Genomic DNA, 16,444 nt, shown 5'->3' on the forward strand with positions numbered 1-16,444 from the left:
TTTATTTTCTTTTCATCATCTCAGAGAACTGTATTTAATAGATTGCGCGTAATTATAATTGTATATAAAAACAAATTTATCTAAGTTTGGCTTTTAAGACTTTTAAACAACCTAAGAGGATAAATGAAAAATTGGTTTAAGGCGAATTCAGCACATTTGATCGTTATTGCGGTATTTATTGCGCTCGTATTTTTTTATTTCACACCCGTTTGGCAGGGAAAGACACTTGCCCAATCAGATGTAGTACAGGCGCAAGCTGGACAAAAGAATTATTTGATTATAAAGCCAAAGATGGAAAGGCGCCTTTATGGACGAATTCTATGTTTGGAGGAATGCCTACCTATCAAATCTGGCAGGCAAATGAAAATAATATTGGTACCTACTTGTTGAAAGCGGTGAAGTTTGCCTTTCCAAGTCCGATGGACACGGTGTTGTTTTATCTATTGGGGCCTACTTTCTTTTTAGCGTATTACGCATCAAACCCTGGCTTGCTGCGGTGGGCGCAGTTGCAATAGCCTTTACTTCCTACAACTTTATTATATTGAAGCTGGACATATTACCAGGGCAAATGCAATCGCCTTTATACCGCCTGTTATTGCAGCGGTGATTATGTGTTATCGCGGGAGTAAGTTATGGGGACCAGTACTGTTGGCGTTATTTCTTTCCTTGGAAATACGTGTCAATCACTTACAGACGACTTATTACTTGTTAATGGCGCTGATGGTCTACGTTATTTTTGCCTTAGTAGATGCAATCAAACAAAAACAAATAAAGGAGTTCTCTATTGCCTCCGGCAGACAGGTGATTGCGGTTATCATTGCTTTAATGGTCAACGCTTCCATTTTATTGCCTACTTGGGAGTACAGTAAGCTAAGTACACGTGGCCATGCGAATATTACGAAGGTTGACAATAATAATGCAAAAGCAAAAGGACTTGATAAAGAATATGCTTATGAATGGAGCCAAGGTGTTGGCGAGACCATGACTTTTATGATTCCTAATGCTTATGGCGGAGCTAGTGGTGGTCAATTGGACGAAAAATCACATGTTGCCAAATTTTTTACGGACAAGGGGATGTCAACTGTGCAAGCTGGACAGATAGCGCAAAGTATGCCAACATATTGGGGTGACAAACGTTTTACTTCGGGGCCTTGGTATTTTGGAGCTGGTGTTTTCTTCCTGTTCATATTGGGCCTTGTCATTGTTAAAGACCGTTTCAAATGGTGGATATTAACGACCACGGTATTAGCATTACTTTTGTCATTTGGAAAGAATTTTACATTGGTCTCTGATTTATTCTTTGATTATTTCCCGATGTACAACAAGTTTAGGGCTGTTGAATCCATCTTGGTTCTTGTTTCAATCACGGTACCATTGATGGCCATTATGACAGTGAATGAACTGCTGACACGAGCCAAAGAAATTCCAAATCTGGATAAGAAAGTACTATATACTTTTGCAGGTGTGGGGGGTGTTTGTCTGCTGATTGGTTTGATGCCGGATTTGTTCTTGAACTTCAGAAATGCAGGTCATAATAATTTAATAGAGTACTATGCTCAACCCCAGCAAATTGGCGATAAATCTATAGCAACAGAGTTGGTGAATCAATTGGTTTTGGATCGTAAGGATATCGCGAGTAAAGATGCTTACCGTTCCTTTGTGATTATTTTGCTTACATTCGGACTTATTTGGTTTTACCTTAAGAAAAAGCTTAATGAAGGCGTTTTATTGGGGACCTTGCTTATCTTATTCTTATTCGATTTGTGGAGCGTAGATAAACGCTTTTTGAATGATAAGTCGTTTATGGAGAAAGGCGCGACTGCCCAGCAGGTATTTCAGCAACGCGAAGTTGATCAATTAATTTTGATGGATAAGGATCCAAGTTATCGCGTCCTTGACTTGACGACTGATCCATTCTCTGATGCCCGCCCTTCGTATTTCCATAAATCGTTAGGAGGCTATCATGCTGCTAAATTAATGCGTTTTCAGGAGATTTTAGAGAACCAATTCAATGGGGCGCTTAATGAAGACGTGCTGGATATGTTCAATGTGCGTTATTTGATCACAACAGATCCTCAGAATCAATCGCAGCGTATTGTGCGACGGAGCACTGCGGCTGGAAATGCTTGGTTTGTAGACAAGGTGACTTTTGTAAAAGGAAATGCGGAGGAAATGCAAGCGATCAGCTCTTTTGATCCACGTAAAGAAGCTTTTGTGAATCAGCAATACCAGAATGAAATCAAAGCAAAAACTTCGAGCGCGGCTACAACAGGGGAAATTAAACTGACATCGTATCATCCTGATAAAATGCAGTATGAATATACGGCTACCAATGACGCATTTGCGGTATTCTCTGAAGTGTTTTATGATAAAGGATGGAAGGCTTATGTCGATGGAAAGGAAATACCAATTATCCGTGCAGATTATTTGTTGAGAGCCTTACAGTTGCCATCAGGAACACATAAAGTCGAATTTGTCTTTGATCCAGAATCACATAAGATGGGTAATCTTTTGACTTTAATATCATCGATTATCCTCGGATTAGGAATAGCTGCTGCAGCATACTTCTCACTACGGGAGACAAAAAAGAAACAGCCGCATAGGAAGCTGTTTCTTTTTCAAAGTTGAAGCTTTAGAATAATTTGAGCTGTGGGTCAGTTATTCTAAAGCTTTTTCTATGATGTGGTGTCGAACCATATTCGAGCACTGCAGTCCGATGCTTTATGGTCGGATAGCCTTTGTTATTAAGCCAATCATAAGCGGGATAATCCGAAGCAATATTGTCCATGTATTCGTCGCGGTAGGTTTTGGCCAAGATGGAGGCTGCTGCAATAGAAAGATATTTTCCATCGCCCTTTACGATGCACGCATGGGGTGTTTCTTGGTAAGGAATAAATCTGTTCCCGTCCACAATAATATATTCCGCTTTTATCTGTAGCATATCTAAAGCTTTGTGCATGGCAAGATAACTGGCATTGTGAATATTGATGCGGTCAATTTCTTCCGCTGAAACACTCGCTACAGCATAGGCCAGTGCTTCCGTTCAATAATCGGACGCAATGCCATCCGTTTTTTTCGCTTAATTTTTTCGAATCGTTGAGCAACTCATGATGATAATCAGCTGGGAAAATTACTGCTGCAGCGAAGACTGGGCCTGCCAAACAGCCTCTGCCAGCCTCGTCACATCCAGCTTCAACCTGTTGATCTTGATAATATGATAATAGCATCTTTCTAGTTCTGTAAATGAACGAAAGTACAAATAAATTTAGAGTTATGCATTGTAACTTCTGTGTGAATAATGCCCTTTTACATTAATTAACACTAATAATATCTTCTTTTGTAAAGATTTAGAATGCGCTGTTGTGAATAGAAATGAAGAGGGCTTGGTTAAACTTAAACTGGGGCATTCGGTCAAATAATTTGTCAACTATAGAAATATAAAAATAGATGTTATGAGAGGCTTTATGCTTTTTTTGTTGAGTATGTTAACTGGATGGACTGTATATGGCCAGACGAGAAGCGTACAAGGAATGTTGAAAGACGACAAGAACCGAGTTGTCGCTGGAGCAACAGTTAAGTTGACTTCAAAATTGGATTCTATGGTAGCAGGTTCAAATATGGCCGGTATTTTTATCTTTGATAAGATCAAGGCGGATACGTTTAAGATTACCGTTTCTAATTTAGGATTTGAACGTTTTGAAAAGGAGTTTGATTTTCCTAAGGGAGAGGTAAAATACATTATCCCAAGTTTGACCTTGCAGCAGAATTCGCAGATGCTTGAGGAGGTTGTTGTGGATGGGGTGCCTACCGTTGTTGTGAAAAGTGATACGCTGGAGTACACGATGAAGGATCTGAAGTTGCGCGAGGGATCCGTTGCGGAAGACGCATTAAAAAAATTGCAGGGCGTGGAGGTAGATAAAGATGGGAATGTTACCGCACAGGGCGAATCGGTGAAGCGTGTTCGTATCAATGGAAAGGACTTCTTCGGTGGCGATGTAAAAACGGCTACGCAAAATCTTCCCGCAAATATTATCCAGAAAATGCAGATCATCGATGATTATGGTGATATGGCCAATATTACAGGGAACAAGAACGGCGATTCCGAAAAAGTACTAAACATTCAGATCGATCCCAAATATAACCAAGGTCATATGACAACGCTCCGTGCCGGTTATGGTACAGAGGATCGTTATCAGGCAACAGGAATGTGGATGGGGATGCGCGAAGGAGAGCAGATTTCTGTACTAGGAAACTTAAACAATACCAATGCACCCTTGTTTGATTTCAACACAACAGGTGGTGGTGCTCGACGGGGTCAAGGTGGCGGTGGACGCCGTGGTGGTGGTATGTTTGGTGGTTCAGATGGCCTGACTAAGATAGGTTCCATTGGCCTTAATTTTCGCAAAGATTTTTCTGATAAGCTGACTGCTTATGGTAGCTATAGCTATAGCCACAGCAATAATACAACATTGTCACAGCGATTTCAGGAAAATACGCTTCCCAATATCATGCAAACAGATAGTGTTACTTCTAATAGCAATACGATTGGTGGTAGTCATCGCTTCGAGGCAAATGTGGAGTGGAAGCCCTCAGCCAATGACTATATTAAAATCTCACCACAGTTTGGTTATGATAAAAGTGATGTAACAACATTTTCTGAATCAACTACCTATCGCAATAACGCATTTAACAATTCACAAAAACAGGATATTATCGCTAATTCGACGGCTCCTCGATTTGGTGTCAGCGGATTATACAATCGTAAACTGAATGATAAAGGAAGAAATGTTTTTGTAAATATGAACTTCAATAACGCAAAAACAGAAAAAGATCAAAACGCAATCTTGGATAGGTTATTGGCAGATCCCAATAATGCAGATGCTCCTTTAAGTTCGATTTATGAGAAAACGATTTTAGAGGCCAGCAATAAAAGCTGGAACGCAGGGGCTTCATTGAACTATACAGAGCCACTTTCAGAAAAAGGAAGATTAGAGTTTACCTATGATTTCAACAAGAATAAATATGATAATTCCAATAGACAGGAAGGTCGTAATATGGCTGGGGAGCTAATTGCTGATGATCCTAAATTGAATTTTGACTATAATTATGATTATTCTTTCTCAACACATAAAGTAGGTGCGAATTATTTATACAATGGCGATAAAATCACCTATTCCATTGGGGCAGCTGCACAACCGTCTCAATTGCGGGGATGCAATCAGTTCGGGATTAATTGTTCCAATACATCGCAACAATATGAATTGGATGCCAATTGCGCGATTTGAGTATAAGTTCTCTCGTCAATCCAATATTTCTGTGAACTATTCCGGCACGCCAAATGAACCGTCAGTTACCCAGATTCTACCCTTTGATATGAGTACAAATCGTACGAGTATAGTAATCGGTAATGCAAATCTAAATCCCGAGTTTAGCCACCAATTGAATATGCGTTTTCGCAAAAATGATTTTCAGAAAGGGAATAACTTCTTCGCTTTTGTCAATGCTGGCCTGACAAATAATAAAATTGTGAGCCTTAGCAAGAGTTATTTTGATGATTTAATAGATTATCAGACGGGACAAACAAATTCCACCTTAATTTCCGAAACACGGTATTTGAATGAAACTAATGACAAACCATTTAATGTTAGTTCTTTTTATCACTATGGGAAATCACTGAAAGAAAAAACCTACAATATTATGTTGATGGGAGGAGTTTCTTATAACAAAAACATAGGTTATATTTCTACGGAGAAGGATGATAATATTGGTCAAAAAAATATTGCCCGCAATATTGTATTTAATCAGGGTTTGATGTTTCGGTATAATCCTTCCGAAAATCTAGAAATAAATCCTGGTGTTCGTTATCAATACAATCATACGGAAAATTCATTGACAAATCGAACAACCAATGTTTCTTCTTGGACACCGACTTTGATTGGTTCAATAAATATTACACCGACAACAATTTTTGGGGCAGATCTATCAAAACAGTTTAATAGTGGTTATGGTGCGGGAATCAATGCAAATCCATTTGTTATCAATACTTATGTTGAGCAAAAGTTCTTAAAGGAACAACGCGGTACTATACGTCTGCAGGCATTTGATTTGCTGAACGAACAGACCAATGTATCTAGAACAGTGAACGAATCCATGATCATGGATAGTCGCACGAATCGCCTCGGACGTTATTTCATGCTGTTATTCACCTATAAATTCCAGAAGTTTGCAATGGGGACACCACAAGGAGATGACTTTCATGGAGGTATGAGAAGACCCCGTATGTAAGCCGAACAAAAAGCTAGCTAAAAAACGGTTATAGTGATTTCGCTATGACCGTTTTGCGTTTAAAAATCCCTAGTTTTGCTGAAAATTCACCAAAATGGTTAAGTTTGACCTATGGCATACAATATGTTTGCGCTATTGTTGCAATAACGGGCTGACTGTAAATATAGATGGACGATCTTTTCGCCAATTATCATAAATAAGGAAAGCTTGGCCGGTTTGTGAGGGGGAAATGCATTAGAGAAGTGAGAATAGATCAATTAAAGAAATTTCATAAACTGAATGGAGTACGAAATCATTAGACTTTCAAATGGAATCCGTGTGGTGTTCCAATATCAAAATTTGCCAATAACCCATGTGTGTATGGTTATTAATGCAGGGTCACGGGACGAATCCGAGGGTAAGTTTGGTGTAGCTCATTTTATTGAACATCTTTTATTTAAACGAACCGAGAAACGTTCAACGCAACAGATTATTGATTATTTGGAGTCTGTCGGAGGAGATCTGAACGCTTATACAACAAAAGAATATACTTGTGTTCATGCATCTATACTACAGCCTTATCTCAATAGAGCGCTGGATCTATTTGAGGATATTTTCTTTCATTCTACTTTTCCTGAGGTGGAGATGGACAAGGAAAAATCGGTTATTGTCGATGAAATGGCATCTTATCTGGATAGTCCGGAAGAATCTATCGTCGATGATTTTGAAGATCTTGTATTTCGAGGATCGGGTTTGGGACATAACATCCTGGGGCTTGAAGATCAACTTCTAGCATTACAAAAGAATGATATTACAGATTTTATGAAATCTAATTACGATACTCATGAAATGGTTATCGGTATTACTGGTAATTACAGGCTTAAAGAGGTCGAAAAGTTATTGCATAAAGTCTTTGGAGGAATAACGCAAAATACTATTTCGCGTACGAGAAATGATGTTAGTCCAATTATAGAACAGCATATTGAAATTCCCAAACCAATTAATCAAGTGCACTATATGCTGGGCTCATTGGCCTATGACTATCGTGACGAACGCAAAACAGGATTGTTACTTCTGAATAATATGTTGGGAGGAATGGGGATGGGATCTATCCTTAATCTCTCCATTCGGGAAAAATATGGAATTGCCTACACCATCGAATCTAATTACACGATCTTTTCGGATACAGGGTTATTTAGTATTTATCTTGGAACCGATGAAGAAAAGGTTGAAAAAGCAAAAAGTTGGTGTTTAAAGAGCTATTTAAAATGTGCGATCAATCCCTATCCGATGTTAAACTGAAGAAAGCAAAACAGAAGTTTATCGGTCAAATTGCTTTAACAGAAGAAAATCGGATGAGTATGATTATTTCGGCGGCTAAAAATGTGATGGATTATAATCGTGTTATATTATTGGATGAAGTGATCGAAAAAATCCAGCATTTAGATAACACTAGTCTTTTAGCCATTGCCCAGGATGTCTTTGATCCCAGGAAGATGCTGTCATTGAGTTTTGTTCCCGAAGATTAATATTTGATAGAATTCTATATATTTGCGGTTGCAGTAATTCTTAAATATGAAACCGAGCTTGCGAGCTCTCATCAGCCATTAAAAAAAAAAATATAACAGATGAAAACAGCATATGTATTTCCCGGTCAAGGAGCCCAATTTGTTGGGATGGGACAAGACCTGTATAACTTAAATGAAGAAACAAAAGCTTTGTTCGAAAAGGCTAATGATATTTTAGGATTTCGTATCACGGATATTATGTTTTCCGGTACGGACGAAGAGTTGAAACAAACCAATGTAACACAACCTGCAATTTTTCTGCATTCTGTTATTTTAGCCAAAGCTTTGGGAGACTCATTTCAGCCAGATATGGTGGCAGGACACTCCTTAGGTGAGTTTTCGGCATTGGTTGCAGCAGGAGCTTTGAGTTTCGAAGATGGATTGAAATTGGTGTCACAACGTGCGAATGCTATGCAAAAAGCATGTGAATTGCAACCTTCAACAATGGCGGCTATTTTGGGTTTAGAAGATGCTGTTGTGGAAGAAATTTGCGCTAAAGTGGATGAAGTGGTTGTAGCTGCAAATTACAATTGTCCAGGACAATTGGTTATTTCAGGATCAATTGAGGGTGTAGATAAAGCTTGTGCCTTATTGACTGAAGCAGGAGCGAAAAGAGCTTTAAAATTAAATGTAGGTGGTGCATTCCACTCGCCATTGATGGAATCTGCAAAAGTAGAATTACAGGCTGCCATTGAAGCGACTGATATTTTATCGCCAAGATGCCCTATTTATCAAAATATTGACGCAAAGCCACAAACGGAACCCGCTATTATTAAGCAAAATCTGATTGCACAGTTGACCGGGGCCGTCCGTTGGACACAGACTGTACAAAATATACTTGCGGACGGTGCTACTGCATTTGTAGAGGTCGGACCGGGAAATGTCTTGCAAGGTTTAGTTAAGAAAGTAGATCGTCAGGTACAAACTTCTGCTGCTTCGGTAACAGCTTAAGAGTTGTCCTAGCTAAAAGGATATCAAGGGCCGATTATTCGGCCCTTTTCTTATACTTAAAATCTCACCGTTTCTTCTTTACAAAACATGAATTGAGGGCGCATAAACTTTGCCTTCTAAGGTGCTTCTTCGGTTGCTAGGGTATAAAAGTCGTAGTACTTCTGGTTAATACCAATTGCTTAATTAAAAGCAAAGTTTATATAGCAAATTATTAAGTCTATTTGTCCTTAAACATGCTGTAATGATCTTTCATAACCTGTAAAACGAAATCATTAGGTGTCATTTTTTCAGGATGTTTAACTTCCATAACCGTTTCGAGACGCTGCACCAAGGCTGTCAGTATTCCTACATCTCTTCTTTCAAATGCTGTTTGATAAACCTCTTTGATCGCGTTCGCATCTTTGTCGCTCAACTTAATGACTTGAGGGAATAAAATAGGATGATTTTCAAATGTCTCTTCATAAATCGTATCACTGAGCTTCAAACTAGGCTTCAAACTAATGACAGATGTTTCTCCGGCGATATCTCCAATGCGTTGACCATTTTTGGATAGGACAATAGCAGTAATCGCAATACCACCCATTGTCATCCATATATCTACTATTGATAATGTCCATCGTGATAGATACTGATAAAAGTCAGCACGAGAGCCATCGAGCTTCACTACTTTTATTTTCATGATCTTTTACCAATGGTTTGACCGCCAAATGCCGTTTCAGTAATCAAGGTGTAAAAAATGCAGGTAGCGTCATCCCCATAATAATACCGTAGAAAAGATAAGGGTCTCTACTCGTGATATCTAATGCATCCAACAGAAACATGCAAAAGAAAAAGTAACACACGATAATAAAGTAATCTATTGCAAATGCGATCATCCTCGAACCTAGGCTAGCAAGATTATACTGGATTTTTACATTTTGTGCTGTGTTTATCTCAAGCTTATTCATATATTTGGTTTAGCCAGTTAAAAAAATTAATGAGAGAAGCATCATTTGTAGAACGAAATAAAGAAAATGGACGTTAATTGAAAATAATTTGTCAATTAATATGCAGGTTGATCCAGACGAACTGGCTTCAAATTATATTGAGCTGACAAATGATCTGGCTTACGCACAAACATTTTATCCCGATAGTAAGGTTCGAAGTTACTTAAATGAACTTGCTGTAACAGCTCATCAAAAATCTATAAAGATCGCAAGGCCTCTAACAATAAATTTAAATCTTTTATTAACGAAGAGATTCCTCAGGCAATTTGGTCTATACGTCGGCAGCTTTGTTACTCCTTATTGATTTTTATACTCGCATCGGCGATTGGCTTTCTTTCAGCGATGTATGATATAGATTTTATTCGGCTGATCTTAGGCGATTTTTATGTTGATTCAACGATCGAGAGCATTAAAGCCGGTGATCCTGCCGCAGTTTATGGTAAAGGAAGTAATTTCGGTTCGGCGATCTGGATTACGATCAATAATGTGCGTGTCGCTTTTATGGCTTTTGCATTGGGGTTGTTTCTGAGTATTGGCACGGGTTATATATTGTTTAGCAATGGTATTATGCTGGGTGCTTTTCATCAGATGTTCTTCCAATATGGTGTAATGGGAAAAGCAATGTCAGCTATTTGGATTCATGGAACTATCGAAATCTCGGTGATCATCGTTGCAGGAGGCTGTGGACTGGCGATTGGAAATAGTATCTTGTTCCCACGATCTTATACTCGGATGGCTTCTTTTGTTCAGACAGCAAAGATTGCTATGAAAGTACTGGTTAGTACAATACCCTTTTTATTGTCGCGGGCACATTGGAGGGCTTTGTAACTAGATACTATGATGTGTCGATATGGCTTAGTCTATTCATCATACTCCTATCATTGATCGCTATCTTATTCTTTTATGTTATTAACCCCTATCGATTAGCAAAACGGTTTCAATGGAAGTAGAATTTGAGTTTCAGAAAGAACGAAAGATAGGCGATTTTGTCCAGAACTTTATAGACCTTTTTAAATTGATCTATAAACATTTTGTGACGACAATATTTGGCCTGTCTGCATTGCCGTTAGCTGGAATAGCATTGGTATATTATTTTCTTTCTACAAAATCACCTTTTCTGCAAGCAGTAGCTCATTCGAAGATATTGATGGATTCACTTGGGCCGGATTACTGATTCTAGCATTAATTGGGCTTGGTTTATATGTTTATGGTATTTCTATTGAATATTTTATTCTTCTGAAAGAACGTAAAAACACATTATTTACAGGAAAAGAGGTCCTACAAAATTTTAGAGCAAATATAGGTCGGTATTTTATGTTTTTATTTGCGATGGTTTTGGCGTTGATCGTTGTTTCGATACCACTCGCAATTGTTGCGATCCTCTCCGCTTTTATTCCGTTTATTGGGAGTTTTGCGATTGGTATATTGATGTCAATCGTAGGAATCTGGTTGTTTAGCTCATTTTTGTTCTACCGTGAGGGGTATTCTGAATTGGGAAGCTGTTTTACTGATTCCTATGTTATGCTGAGTAAAAAGCTGATCCAATATGGGGTTGCGACCTATATCGTCAATTTTATCTTCCAGATGGCCATCATGATGATTTCTATAATTCCCATGATAATTATTTCCCTTATATCTTACAATTTTTTGGGATTGGACGCAGCTTTCTTTGATTCGTCCTGGGGAAAACTGTTAATGACTTTGGGAGGGATGTTTATTACATTGTTTACCCTTTTCTTATATATGGCAGGTGTATTGGCCAATGGTATAATTTATGAAACGGCAAAGGATCTCAAATTTGGTGAACGTATTTATGGTATAATTGATCAGATTGGAGGCAAGAATGAATAGAATATTATTCGTTGTTTCTTTTGTATTTATGCTGTCACTAGGCGGCTGCGATCCGAAACCGACAACTGAGAAATCGGAAACTTATACCGTGGACTCGGTGGCAGTTGATTCTATTGCCTCCCTGTTGGATTCTGTGGGTATCGCCCTAGACTCTGCAGCAATGGATTCTGTTGCAATGACAAAAGCTGACAATAGTGACAATGCACTTTGGGATCCCCATTTATTTGATTCTATTCCTAAATATAGTCAGGAGAGGGTATTTAAGATGGATCCCTATCCAGAAATTATCAAACGATATGAACGTGATGATTTTGTGTATTCCGAGAATATCAAAGATAAGATAAGCGTATTGCAACGTATTTTATCCCGCATTTCGGAATGGCTGGGAGATATAATGCCTGATAATCCGTATAAATTTGATAAAGAATTTGGTTATGTTTTTGCTTTTTTGCGTTAATCGCATTGGCTTTTGTTCTCTATAAAGTGCTATATAATAAAAATCAATATTTCATTAAACATGAGCGGGAAGAAGATGTCTTGGATACATTGGCTTATGTGGAGAGGAACTTGATGAACAGCGATCTCAGACAATATATTAATGATGCTGTTGAACAGAAAAATTATGCTCTGGGCATTCGCTATCTACAATTATTGAATATTCAAAAACTGGCGCAAACAGGTTACATTAAGTGGAAGCATAGTAAAACAAATGCTGAATTTGCTAATGAGATACAGAATAATACCTTACGTGAGGGATTCGAGGAATGTACCAGAATATTTGACTATGTCTGGTTTGGGCAATTTGAATTAAATGCCTCAGATTTCAGTCAGTATGAACAATTGTTTAACCAATATCAAAATCAAATTACATGAAGGGATCAGTAAAATTTGGATTGATATTATTGGGAATCGTCCTGTTACTGATTGGTATCATCGACATGACGAGCAAGAAACCGATTATTTGGGATCGGACTTTCGATGCGAAAGATAAAAATCCTTTTGGAGGATACGTGCTCAGAAATGAATTAAAACATATTATTGATGAGCATAATGAGGATCTCAAGCGTCCATTATATCAATATCTAGATAGTACGAAAGGAACGGATAAGAACCTTCTATTTTATACTTCATATTTTTCCTTGGGTGAAGCAGCGGAAAATAAATTACTTGACTATGTGTCTCGAGGAGGAAAGGCGATGATTATTGCTGAAACGATTGATTATTATCTTTTGGATTCCTTGGCCATTAAGGTATTTGATTTTTATGGTTATAAAAAAGGCGTTGATATTAAAAGCCATTTAAGAGTCAAGCTGACTAACGATAATAGTAAAATTCATTATGCAAAATCGGATTTAAGTACTGTCTTTAGTAAGCTACCCAAGAATGTAACCATTCTGGGCGGGGTCACTTATCAGGAATATTTACTACCTAATTTTGTTGAGGTACAGATTGGCAAGGGCAGACTTTATTTGCACCTGACCCCAGATTTATTTGGAAATTATTATCTACTGAATTCAGCCTCTCAATATGCGTATGCCGCAAAATCATTATCTTACTTAAATGATAAACCTATTGTATGGTATGATTTTAAGGCGAATACGGCTCAGTACCGTACTCCATTGCGGGTTCTGTTGACCAATCCGGGATTAAGGCAAGCATGGTATGTGCTTTTGGGGGACTTGTTCTTTTGCTTGCGTTTAAGAGCAAAAGGAGCAGCGTGCAGTGGAAATTGCTAAGCCGGAACCCAATCTTTCCAAAGAGTTTTGTGAGACAATTGCAACATTATATTACGAAAACGGCACACCAGCCAATATGGTTGATAAGAAAATAGATTATTTCTTACACGATATACGAACCCGTTTTCATATGGATACCTTAGCGTTAAGAGAAGAGGGCTTCTGTGAAGAATTGGCAGAGAGATCGGGAGTCTCTCTAGCTGAAACACAACAGCTAATCAGATTAATCATTCACATGCAAGGAATACAGCAGAATGATGTGGCAGGATTAAGGCAGATTAATGAAATTATAGAAGATTTTAAACATAAAGCAAAAATGATATGAGTGACTTCGATAAATATATATCTTTCGAAAACCGAATTGATATTTCGGTTTTGTATGATAAAATGGCTCAAGTAAAGTTGGAGGTAAAAAGGTTATTGTCGGACAGGATCAACTGATTGATATGTTACTGATTTCGATTTTGGCTTCTGGGCACTCGCTAATAGAAGGGTTACCTGGTGTAGCGAAGACTTTATCAGCAAAATTAATAGCTAAGACAATCAGCAGTGACTTTAAACGTATTCAGTTCACCCCAGATTTGATGCCTTCAGATGTGACGGGATCATCTATCTTGGATCTAAAAAGCAACGAATTTGAATTTCGCAAAGGTCCTATTTTTGCCAATATTGTTTTGATTGACGAGATCAATCGTGCTCCAGCAAAAACACAAGCTGCACTTTTCGAAAGTATGGCTGAGCATCAAGTTTCTGTTGATGGAAATACCTATATTTTGCCAGTTCCATTTATTGTATTTGCTACGCAAAATCCGATCGAACACGAAGGAACCTATCGATTGCCTGAAGCACAACTAGATCGTTTTCTTTTTAAGATCAATGTGAATTATCCAGAACTTGAGCAGGAGCTGGAGATCTTGAAAGAGCATCATGCGCAGAAAGCATCCAATAAAGAGGATCAAGTAAATAGTGTGGTTTCAGCGGAAGAAATTTTTTCATTTCAACGACTTATCAAATCAATTTTCGTACACGAAGAATTGTTAAGCTACATTGCTCAGGTGATCATAAAGACGCGTACCAATCCAAGCTTAACTTTAGGAGCCTCACCGCGGGCTTCTATTGCCTTATGGAATCTGCCAAAGCGTCTGCAGCATTAAGTGGAAGAGATTTTGTTACACCTGAAGATATTAGAAGGGTTGCATCCGCGGTCTTGGGACATCGTGTTATGCTGACTCCTGAACGGGAAATGGAGGGTTTTACAACTTCTTATGTTATTGACCAAATCATTAATACGGTAGAAATTCCAAGATAATGAGAAGATTAAAGCAGCTTTTTCTGACCAATCAGTTTTTCTATTCTCTATTGGGGATAGCAACACTTTTGCAATTTCCTTTTTATTAAGGGATTGTTTATTGTTGCATGGATTGTCTTTTGGCTATGGTTAGCTGTGTTGATTTTTGATTTCGTTGTATTATTTGCAGGCAAGGGCCGTATTGAAATCACAAGGGCATACCCCGAGAAGTTGTCCAATGGGGATGAAAATCCGATGAAGTTAATCGTCAATTCCTTCTATCCATTTCCAACTATTATAGAGATCCTAGAGGAATTTCCAATACAACTTCAAATTCGTAACAATGAATTTTCTACCCGTTTGTCTGCGTATCAAAGTTCGGAAATCTCTTATTTGATGCGGCCAACACAAAGGGGATATATCAGTTTGGGCGATGTATGGCACTCGTGAAACGTTTTGGGTTTTTCAAACGGAGATTTGTGACCAACCAGGTTCAAGAAATTCCTTGTTATCCATCGTATATTCAGTTGAGAAAGTATCAGCTCTTAGCAACGAGCAATCGGTTAAATGAATTGGGGATAAAGCGAATCCGCCGTATCGGTTCTGCAATGGAGTTTGACCATGTTCGTGAGTATGTTCAAGGCGATGATTATCGTCGTATGAATTGGAAGGCAACAGCAAAAACCAAAAAGCTAATGGTCAATCAGTATGAAGAGGAAAAGTCACAGCCGATCTATTCATTTATTGACTTGGGGCGAGCCATGCGAATGCCCTTTGATGGGTTGACACTATTGGACTATGCAATCAATGCCTCCCTGGTTCTTTCAAATGCAACAATACTAAAGCAAGATCGCGCTGGATTATTGACCTTTTCAAAAGATGTGAACGTTTTTATTCCGGCTGAAAAAGGAATAATCAGATGCTCAAGATTTCGGAAGCTTTATATCAGGTGACTACAAAATTTGACGAGCCTGAATATGGGAAACTTTATAGTTATGCAAATGCACATATTAATAAACGTTCGTTGGTCTTTCTCTATACAAATTTTGAAACGCTAGACTCGCTAAGAAGACAGATGAATTATCTGTCGATGTTAAACAGGAGTCATATCATTGTTGTGGTGGTCTTCAAAAATGTTGAAGTTGAAGATTTGGCTAAAAGTTCACCTAAAAAAACGATTGAGATCTATAATCAAATTATTGCTGAAAAATTTATCTATGAGAAACAACTTATTGTACAGGAACTGATCCGTAATGGGTTTCAGACCATTTACACTGCTCCGGAAAATTTGACTATAAATTCCATCAATAAATATTTAGAAATAAAGGCACGTGGACTTATTTAATAATGGTTGTGTCTTTCACCATGACTTTTGTCCAAAAGTGTTGGTATTTCTCAATGGCTTTTAGATGAATTGGGTGGGTTTCATAAATACCAATATCTTTAAGGTCTTTAAATGTTACAATTAATGTATAATCGAAGCTATTATCAACAACGGGCCTCGCGGTTGTTTGTGCAGGAACTCCATAATTGAGTGTTTTAATTGTTTCAATTTTTCTGAGTTCTTCAAAAAATCCGACAAAATCCTTTTTACGTTCTTCACTGATATCTTCCTTCAGCCAAAAATTGACAACGTGGATAATTGTGTTAGGGTGCATGTCGTTATCTGACTGCGCCGAATTTGCCCATGCTGGTGCGGAGGCGAGCACCATAGGTGCAAGCAAAAAATTGCGTCTTTTCATTTATGATGCGGTTTAGAGATAGTAAGGTACAAAAAAAGGGATACATTTGCTATATCCC

General features: G+C 38.1%; 23 protein-coding genes and 1 pseudogene. 20 read left to right on the forward strand and 4 right to left on the reverse strand.

Going from position 1 to position 16,444, the window contains the following annotated elements; genetic code table 11:
- Positions 1-209 precede the first annotated feature (209 nt).
- Positions 210-515 carry a hypothetical protein gene (locus tag KUH03_RS46340; protein ID WP_306429671.1) on the forward strand — a complete coding sequence of 102 codons (306 nt, stop codon included), beginning with the start codon at positions 210-212 and terminating at the stop codon, positions 513-515.
- A 94-nt stretch (positions 516-609) separates the two neighbouring features.
- On the forward strand, positions 610-2,628 hold the full coding sequence (locus tag KUH03_RS20790; protein ID WP_306429672.1) for a YfhO family protein: 2,019 nt from the start codon (positions 610-612) through the stop codon (positions 2,626-2,628).
- A 4-nt stretch (positions 2,629-2,632) separates the two neighbouring features.
- Here the strand turns inward: KUH03_RS20790 and KUH03_RS20795 are convergent.
- A pseudogene (locus KUH03_RS20795) lies at positions 2,633-3,227 on the reverse strand (ribonuclease HII).
- A 225-nt stretch (positions 3,228-3,452) separates the two neighbouring features.
- On the opposite strand from KUH03_RS20795, the gene KUH03_RS20805 reads away from it, so the two are divergent.
- From KUH03_RS20805 to fabD, 5 genes are all read left to right on the forward strand, one after another.
- Positions 3,453-5,285 carry a carboxypeptidase-like regulatory domain-containing protein gene (locus KUH03_RS20805; protein ID WP_257096232.1) on the forward strand — a complete coding sequence of 611 codons (1,833 nt, stop codon included), beginning with the start codon at positions 3,453-3,455 and terminating at the stop codon, positions 5,283-5,285.
- Complete coding sequence (locus KUH03_RS20810; RefSeq protein ID WP_257096237.1) at positions 5,257-6,285, forward strand: outer membrane beta-barrel family protein; 1,029 nt, start codon at positions 5,257-5,259, stop codon at positions 6,283-6,285. The genes KUH03_RS20805 and KUH03_RS20810 overlap by 29 nt, the downstream gene beginning before the upstream one ends.
- Before the next feature lie 279 nt (positions 6,286-6,564).
- Complete coding sequence (locus KUH03_RS20815; RefSeq protein ID WP_306429673.1) at positions 6,565-7,566, forward strand: pitrilysin family protein; 1,002 nt, start codon at positions 6,565-6,567, stop codon at positions 7,564-7,566.
- Positions 7,533-7,793 carry a hypothetical protein gene (locus KUH03_RS46345; protein WP_306429674.1) on the forward strand — a complete coding sequence of 87 codons (261 nt, stop codon included), beginning with the start codon at positions 7,533-7,535 and terminating at the stop codon, positions 7,791-7,793. Before KUH03_RS20815 ends, KUH03_RS46345 begins: the two co-directional genes overlap by 34 nt.
- Positions 7,794-7,892: 99 nt before the next feature.
- Positions 7,893-8,783 carry an ACP S-malonyltransferase gene (fabD, locus tag KUH03_RS20820; RefSeq protein ID WP_257096240.1) on the forward strand — a complete coding sequence of 297 codons (891 nt, stop codon included), beginning with the start codon at positions 7,893-7,895 and terminating at the stop codon, positions 8,781-8,783.
- A gap of 217 nt (positions 8,784-9,000) precedes the next feature.
- Here fabD and KUH03_RS20825 read toward each other — a convergent pair whose 3' ends face one another.
- Both KUH03_RS20825 and KUH03_RS20830 read right to left on the reverse strand, forming a co-directional pair.
- Positions 9,001-9,462 (reverse strand): RDD family protein, encoded by a 462-nt coding sequence (locus tag KUH03_RS20825; RefSeq protein WP_257096242.1) that lies wholly within the window; start codon positions 9,460-9,462, stop codon positions 9,001-9,003.
- A 43-nt stretch (positions 9,463-9,505) separates the two neighbouring features.
- Positions 9,506-9,730, reverse strand: coding sequence for a hypothetical protein (locus tag KUH03_RS20830; RefSeq protein WP_257096244.1), 225 nt, complete (start codon positions 9,728-9,730; stop codon positions 9,506-9,508).
- Positions 9,731-9,818: 88 nt separating this feature from the next.
- Between KUH03_RS20830 and KUH03_RS20835 the strand changes: the two genes are divergently transcribed.
- From KUH03_RS20835 to KUH03_RS20890, 13 genes are all read left to right on the forward strand, one after another.
- The gene (locus tag KUH03_RS20835; RefSeq protein ID WP_257096245.1) at positions 9,819-10,073 is read left to right on the forward strand and encodes a hypothetical protein; all 255 of its coding nucleotides are present in this window, start codon (positions 9,819-9,821) and stop codon (positions 10,071-10,073) included.
- 38 nt (positions 10,074-10,111) lie between these two features.
- Complete coding sequence (locus tag KUH03_RS20840; RefSeq protein WP_257096247.1) at positions 10,112-10,597, forward strand: stage II sporulation protein M; 486 nt, start codon at positions 10,112-10,114, stop codon at positions 10,595-10,597.
- 112 nt (positions 10,598-10,709) lie between these two features.
- Entirely contained in the window at positions 10,710-10,943 is a 234-nt protein-coding gene (locus KUH03_RS20845) for a hypothetical protein (protein WP_257096248.1), read from the forward strand.
- A 140-nt stretch (positions 10,944-11,083) separates the two neighbouring features.
- The gene (locus KUH03_RS20850) at positions 11,084-11,620 is read left to right on the forward strand and encodes a hypothetical protein (RefSeq protein WP_257096250.1); all 537 of its coding nucleotides are present in this window, start codon (positions 11,084-11,086) and stop codon (positions 11,618-11,620) included.
- Positions 11,613-12,077 (forward strand): hypothetical protein, encoded by a 465-nt coding sequence (locus KUH03_RS20855; protein WP_257096251.1) that lies wholly within the window; start codon positions 11,613-11,615, stop codon positions 12,075-12,077. The genes KUH03_RS20850 and KUH03_RS20855 overlap by 8 nt, the downstream gene beginning before the upstream one ends.
- A gap of 5 nt (positions 12,078-12,082) precedes the next feature.
- Positions 12,083-12,493 carry a DUF4129 domain-containing protein gene (locus tag KUH03_RS20860; RefSeq protein ID WP_257096252.1) on the forward strand — a complete coding sequence of 137 codons (411 nt, stop codon included), beginning with the start codon at positions 12,083-12,085 and terminating at the stop codon, positions 12,491-12,493.
- Entirely contained in the window at positions 12,490-13,356 is an 867-nt protein-coding gene (locus tag KUH03_RS20865) for a DUF4350 domain-containing protein (RefSeq protein WP_257096253.1), read from the forward strand. Before KUH03_RS20860 ends, KUH03_RS20865 begins: the two co-directional genes overlap by 4 nt.
- A complete protein-coding gene (locus KUH03_RS20870) occupies positions 13,343-13,681 on the forward strand; it encodes a hypothetical protein (RefSeq protein WP_257096259.1) in 339 nt (112 codons plus the stop codon). Before KUH03_RS20865 ends, KUH03_RS20870 begins: the two co-directional genes overlap by 14 nt.
- 121 nt (positions 13,682-13,802) lie before the next feature.
- A complete protein-coding gene (locus tag KUH03_RS20875; protein ID WP_306429675.1) occupies positions 13,803-14,510 on the forward strand; it encodes a MoxR family ATPase in 708 nt (235 codons plus the stop codon).
- Positions 14,480-14,665 (forward strand): hypothetical protein, encoded by a 186-nt coding sequence (locus KUH03_RS46350; RefSeq protein WP_306429676.1) that lies wholly within the window; start codon positions 14,480-14,482, stop codon positions 14,663-14,665. Before KUH03_RS20875 ends, KUH03_RS46350 begins: the two co-directional genes overlap by 31 nt.
- A 93-nt stretch (positions 14,666-14,758) precedes the next feature.
- Complete coding sequence (locus tag KUH03_RS20880) at positions 14,759-15,094, forward strand: hypothetical protein (RefSeq protein ID WP_257096261.1); 336 nt, start codon at positions 14,759-14,761, stop codon at positions 15,092-15,094.
- Positions 15,082-15,597 (forward strand): DUF58 domain-containing protein, encoded by a 516-nt coding sequence (locus KUH03_RS20885; RefSeq protein WP_257096263.1) that lies wholly within the window; start codon positions 15,082-15,084, stop codon positions 15,595-15,597. The genes KUH03_RS20880 and KUH03_RS20885 overlap by 13 nt, the downstream gene beginning before the upstream one ends.
- Positions 15,594-15,989, forward strand: a complete 396-nt coding sequence (locus tag KUH03_RS20890; protein WP_257096265.1) for a hypothetical protein — start codon at positions 15,594-15,596, stop codon at positions 15,987-15,989. The genes KUH03_RS20885 and KUH03_RS20890 overlap by 4 nt, the downstream gene beginning before the upstream one ends.
- Here the strand turns inward: KUH03_RS20890 and KUH03_RS20895 are convergent.
- Positions 15,982-16,386: a Dabb family protein gene (locus KUH03_RS20895; protein WP_257096266.1), complete on the reverse strand. Its 405-nt coding sequence runs from the start codon at positions 16,384-16,386 to the stop codon at positions 15,982-15,984. The two genes, KUH03_RS20890 and KUH03_RS20895, sit on opposite strands and share 8 nt — an antisense overlap.
- Positions 16,387-16,444 lie beyond the last annotated feature (58 nt).

This window comes from Sphingobacterium sp. E70, assembly GCF_019285695.1.
GTDB lineage: Bacteria > Bacteroidota > Bacteroidia > Sphingobacteriales > Sphingobacteriaceae > Sphingobacterium > Sphingobacterium detergens.

Excerpts from the sequence above, each read along its gene's own strand:
- KUH03_RS20790 (WP_306429672.1), top strand. The coding sequence starts at position 610 with ATGTGTTATCGCGGGAGTAAGTTATGGGGACCAGTACTGTTGGCGTTA.
- KUH03_RS20805 (WP_257096232.1), top strand. The coding sequence starts at position 3,453 with ATGAGAGGCTTTATGCTTTTTTTGTTGAGTATGTTAACTGGATGGACT.
- KUH03_RS20810 (WP_257096237.1), top strand. The coding sequence starts at position 5,257 with ATGAATTGGATGCCAATTGCGCGATTTGAGTATAAGTTCTCTCGTCAA.
- KUH03_RS20815 (WP_306429673.1), top strand. The coding sequence starts at position 6,565 with ATGGAGTACGAAATCATTAGACTTTCAAATGGAATCCGTGTGGTGTTC.
- KUH03_RS46345 (WP_306429674.1), top strand. The coding sequence starts at position 7,533 with ATGTGCGATCAATCCCTATCCGATGTTAAACTGAAGAAAGCAAAACAG.
- fabD (WP_257096240.1), top strand. The coding sequence starts at position 7,893 with ATGAAAACAGCATATGTATTTCCCGGTCAAGGAGCCCAATTTGTTGGG.
- KUH03_RS20825 (WP_257096242.1), bottom strand. The coding sequence starts at position 9,462 with ATGAAAATAAAAGTAGTGAAGCTCGATGGCTCTCGTGCTGACTTTTAT.
- KUH03_RS20830 (WP_257096244.1), bottom strand. The coding sequence starts at position 9,730 with ATGAATAAGCTTGAGATAAACACAGCACAAAATGTAAAAATCCAGTAT.
- KUH03_RS20840 (WP_257096247.1), top strand. The coding sequence starts at position 10,112 with ATGTATGATATAGATTTTATTCGGCTGATCTTAGGCGATTTTTATGTT.
- KUH03_RS20845 (WP_257096248.1), top strand. The coding sequence starts at position 10,710 with ATGGAAGTAGAATTTGAGTTTCAGAAAGAACGAAAGATAGGCGATTTT.
- KUH03_RS20850 (WP_257096250.1), top strand. The coding sequence starts at position 11,084 with ATGTTTTTATTTGCGATGGTTTTGGCGTTGATCGTTGTTTCGATACCA.
- KUH03_RS20855 (WP_257096251.1), top strand. The coding sequence starts at position 11,613 with ATGAATAGAATATTATTCGTTGTTTCTTTTGTATTTATGCTGTCACTA.
- KUH03_RS20865 (WP_257096253.1), top strand. The coding sequence starts at position 12,490 with ATGAAGGGATCAGTAAAATTTGGATTGATATTATTGGGAATCGTCCTG.
- KUH03_RS20875 (WP_306429675.1), top strand. The coding sequence starts at position 13,803 with ATGTTACTGATTTCGATTTTGGCTTCTGGGCACTCGCTAATAGAAGGG.
- KUH03_RS46350 (WP_306429676.1), top strand. The coding sequence starts at position 14,480 with ATGGAATCTGCCAAAGCGTCTGCAGCATTAAGTGGAAGAGATTTTGTT.
- KUH03_RS20885 (WP_257096263.1), top strand. The coding sequence starts at position 15,082 with ATGGCACTCGTGAAACGTTTTGGGTTTTTCAAACGGAGATTTGTGACC.
- KUH03_RS20895 (WP_257096266.1), bottom strand. The coding sequence starts at position 16,386 with ATGAAAAGACGCAATTTTTTGCTTGCACCTATGGTGCTCGCCTCCGCA.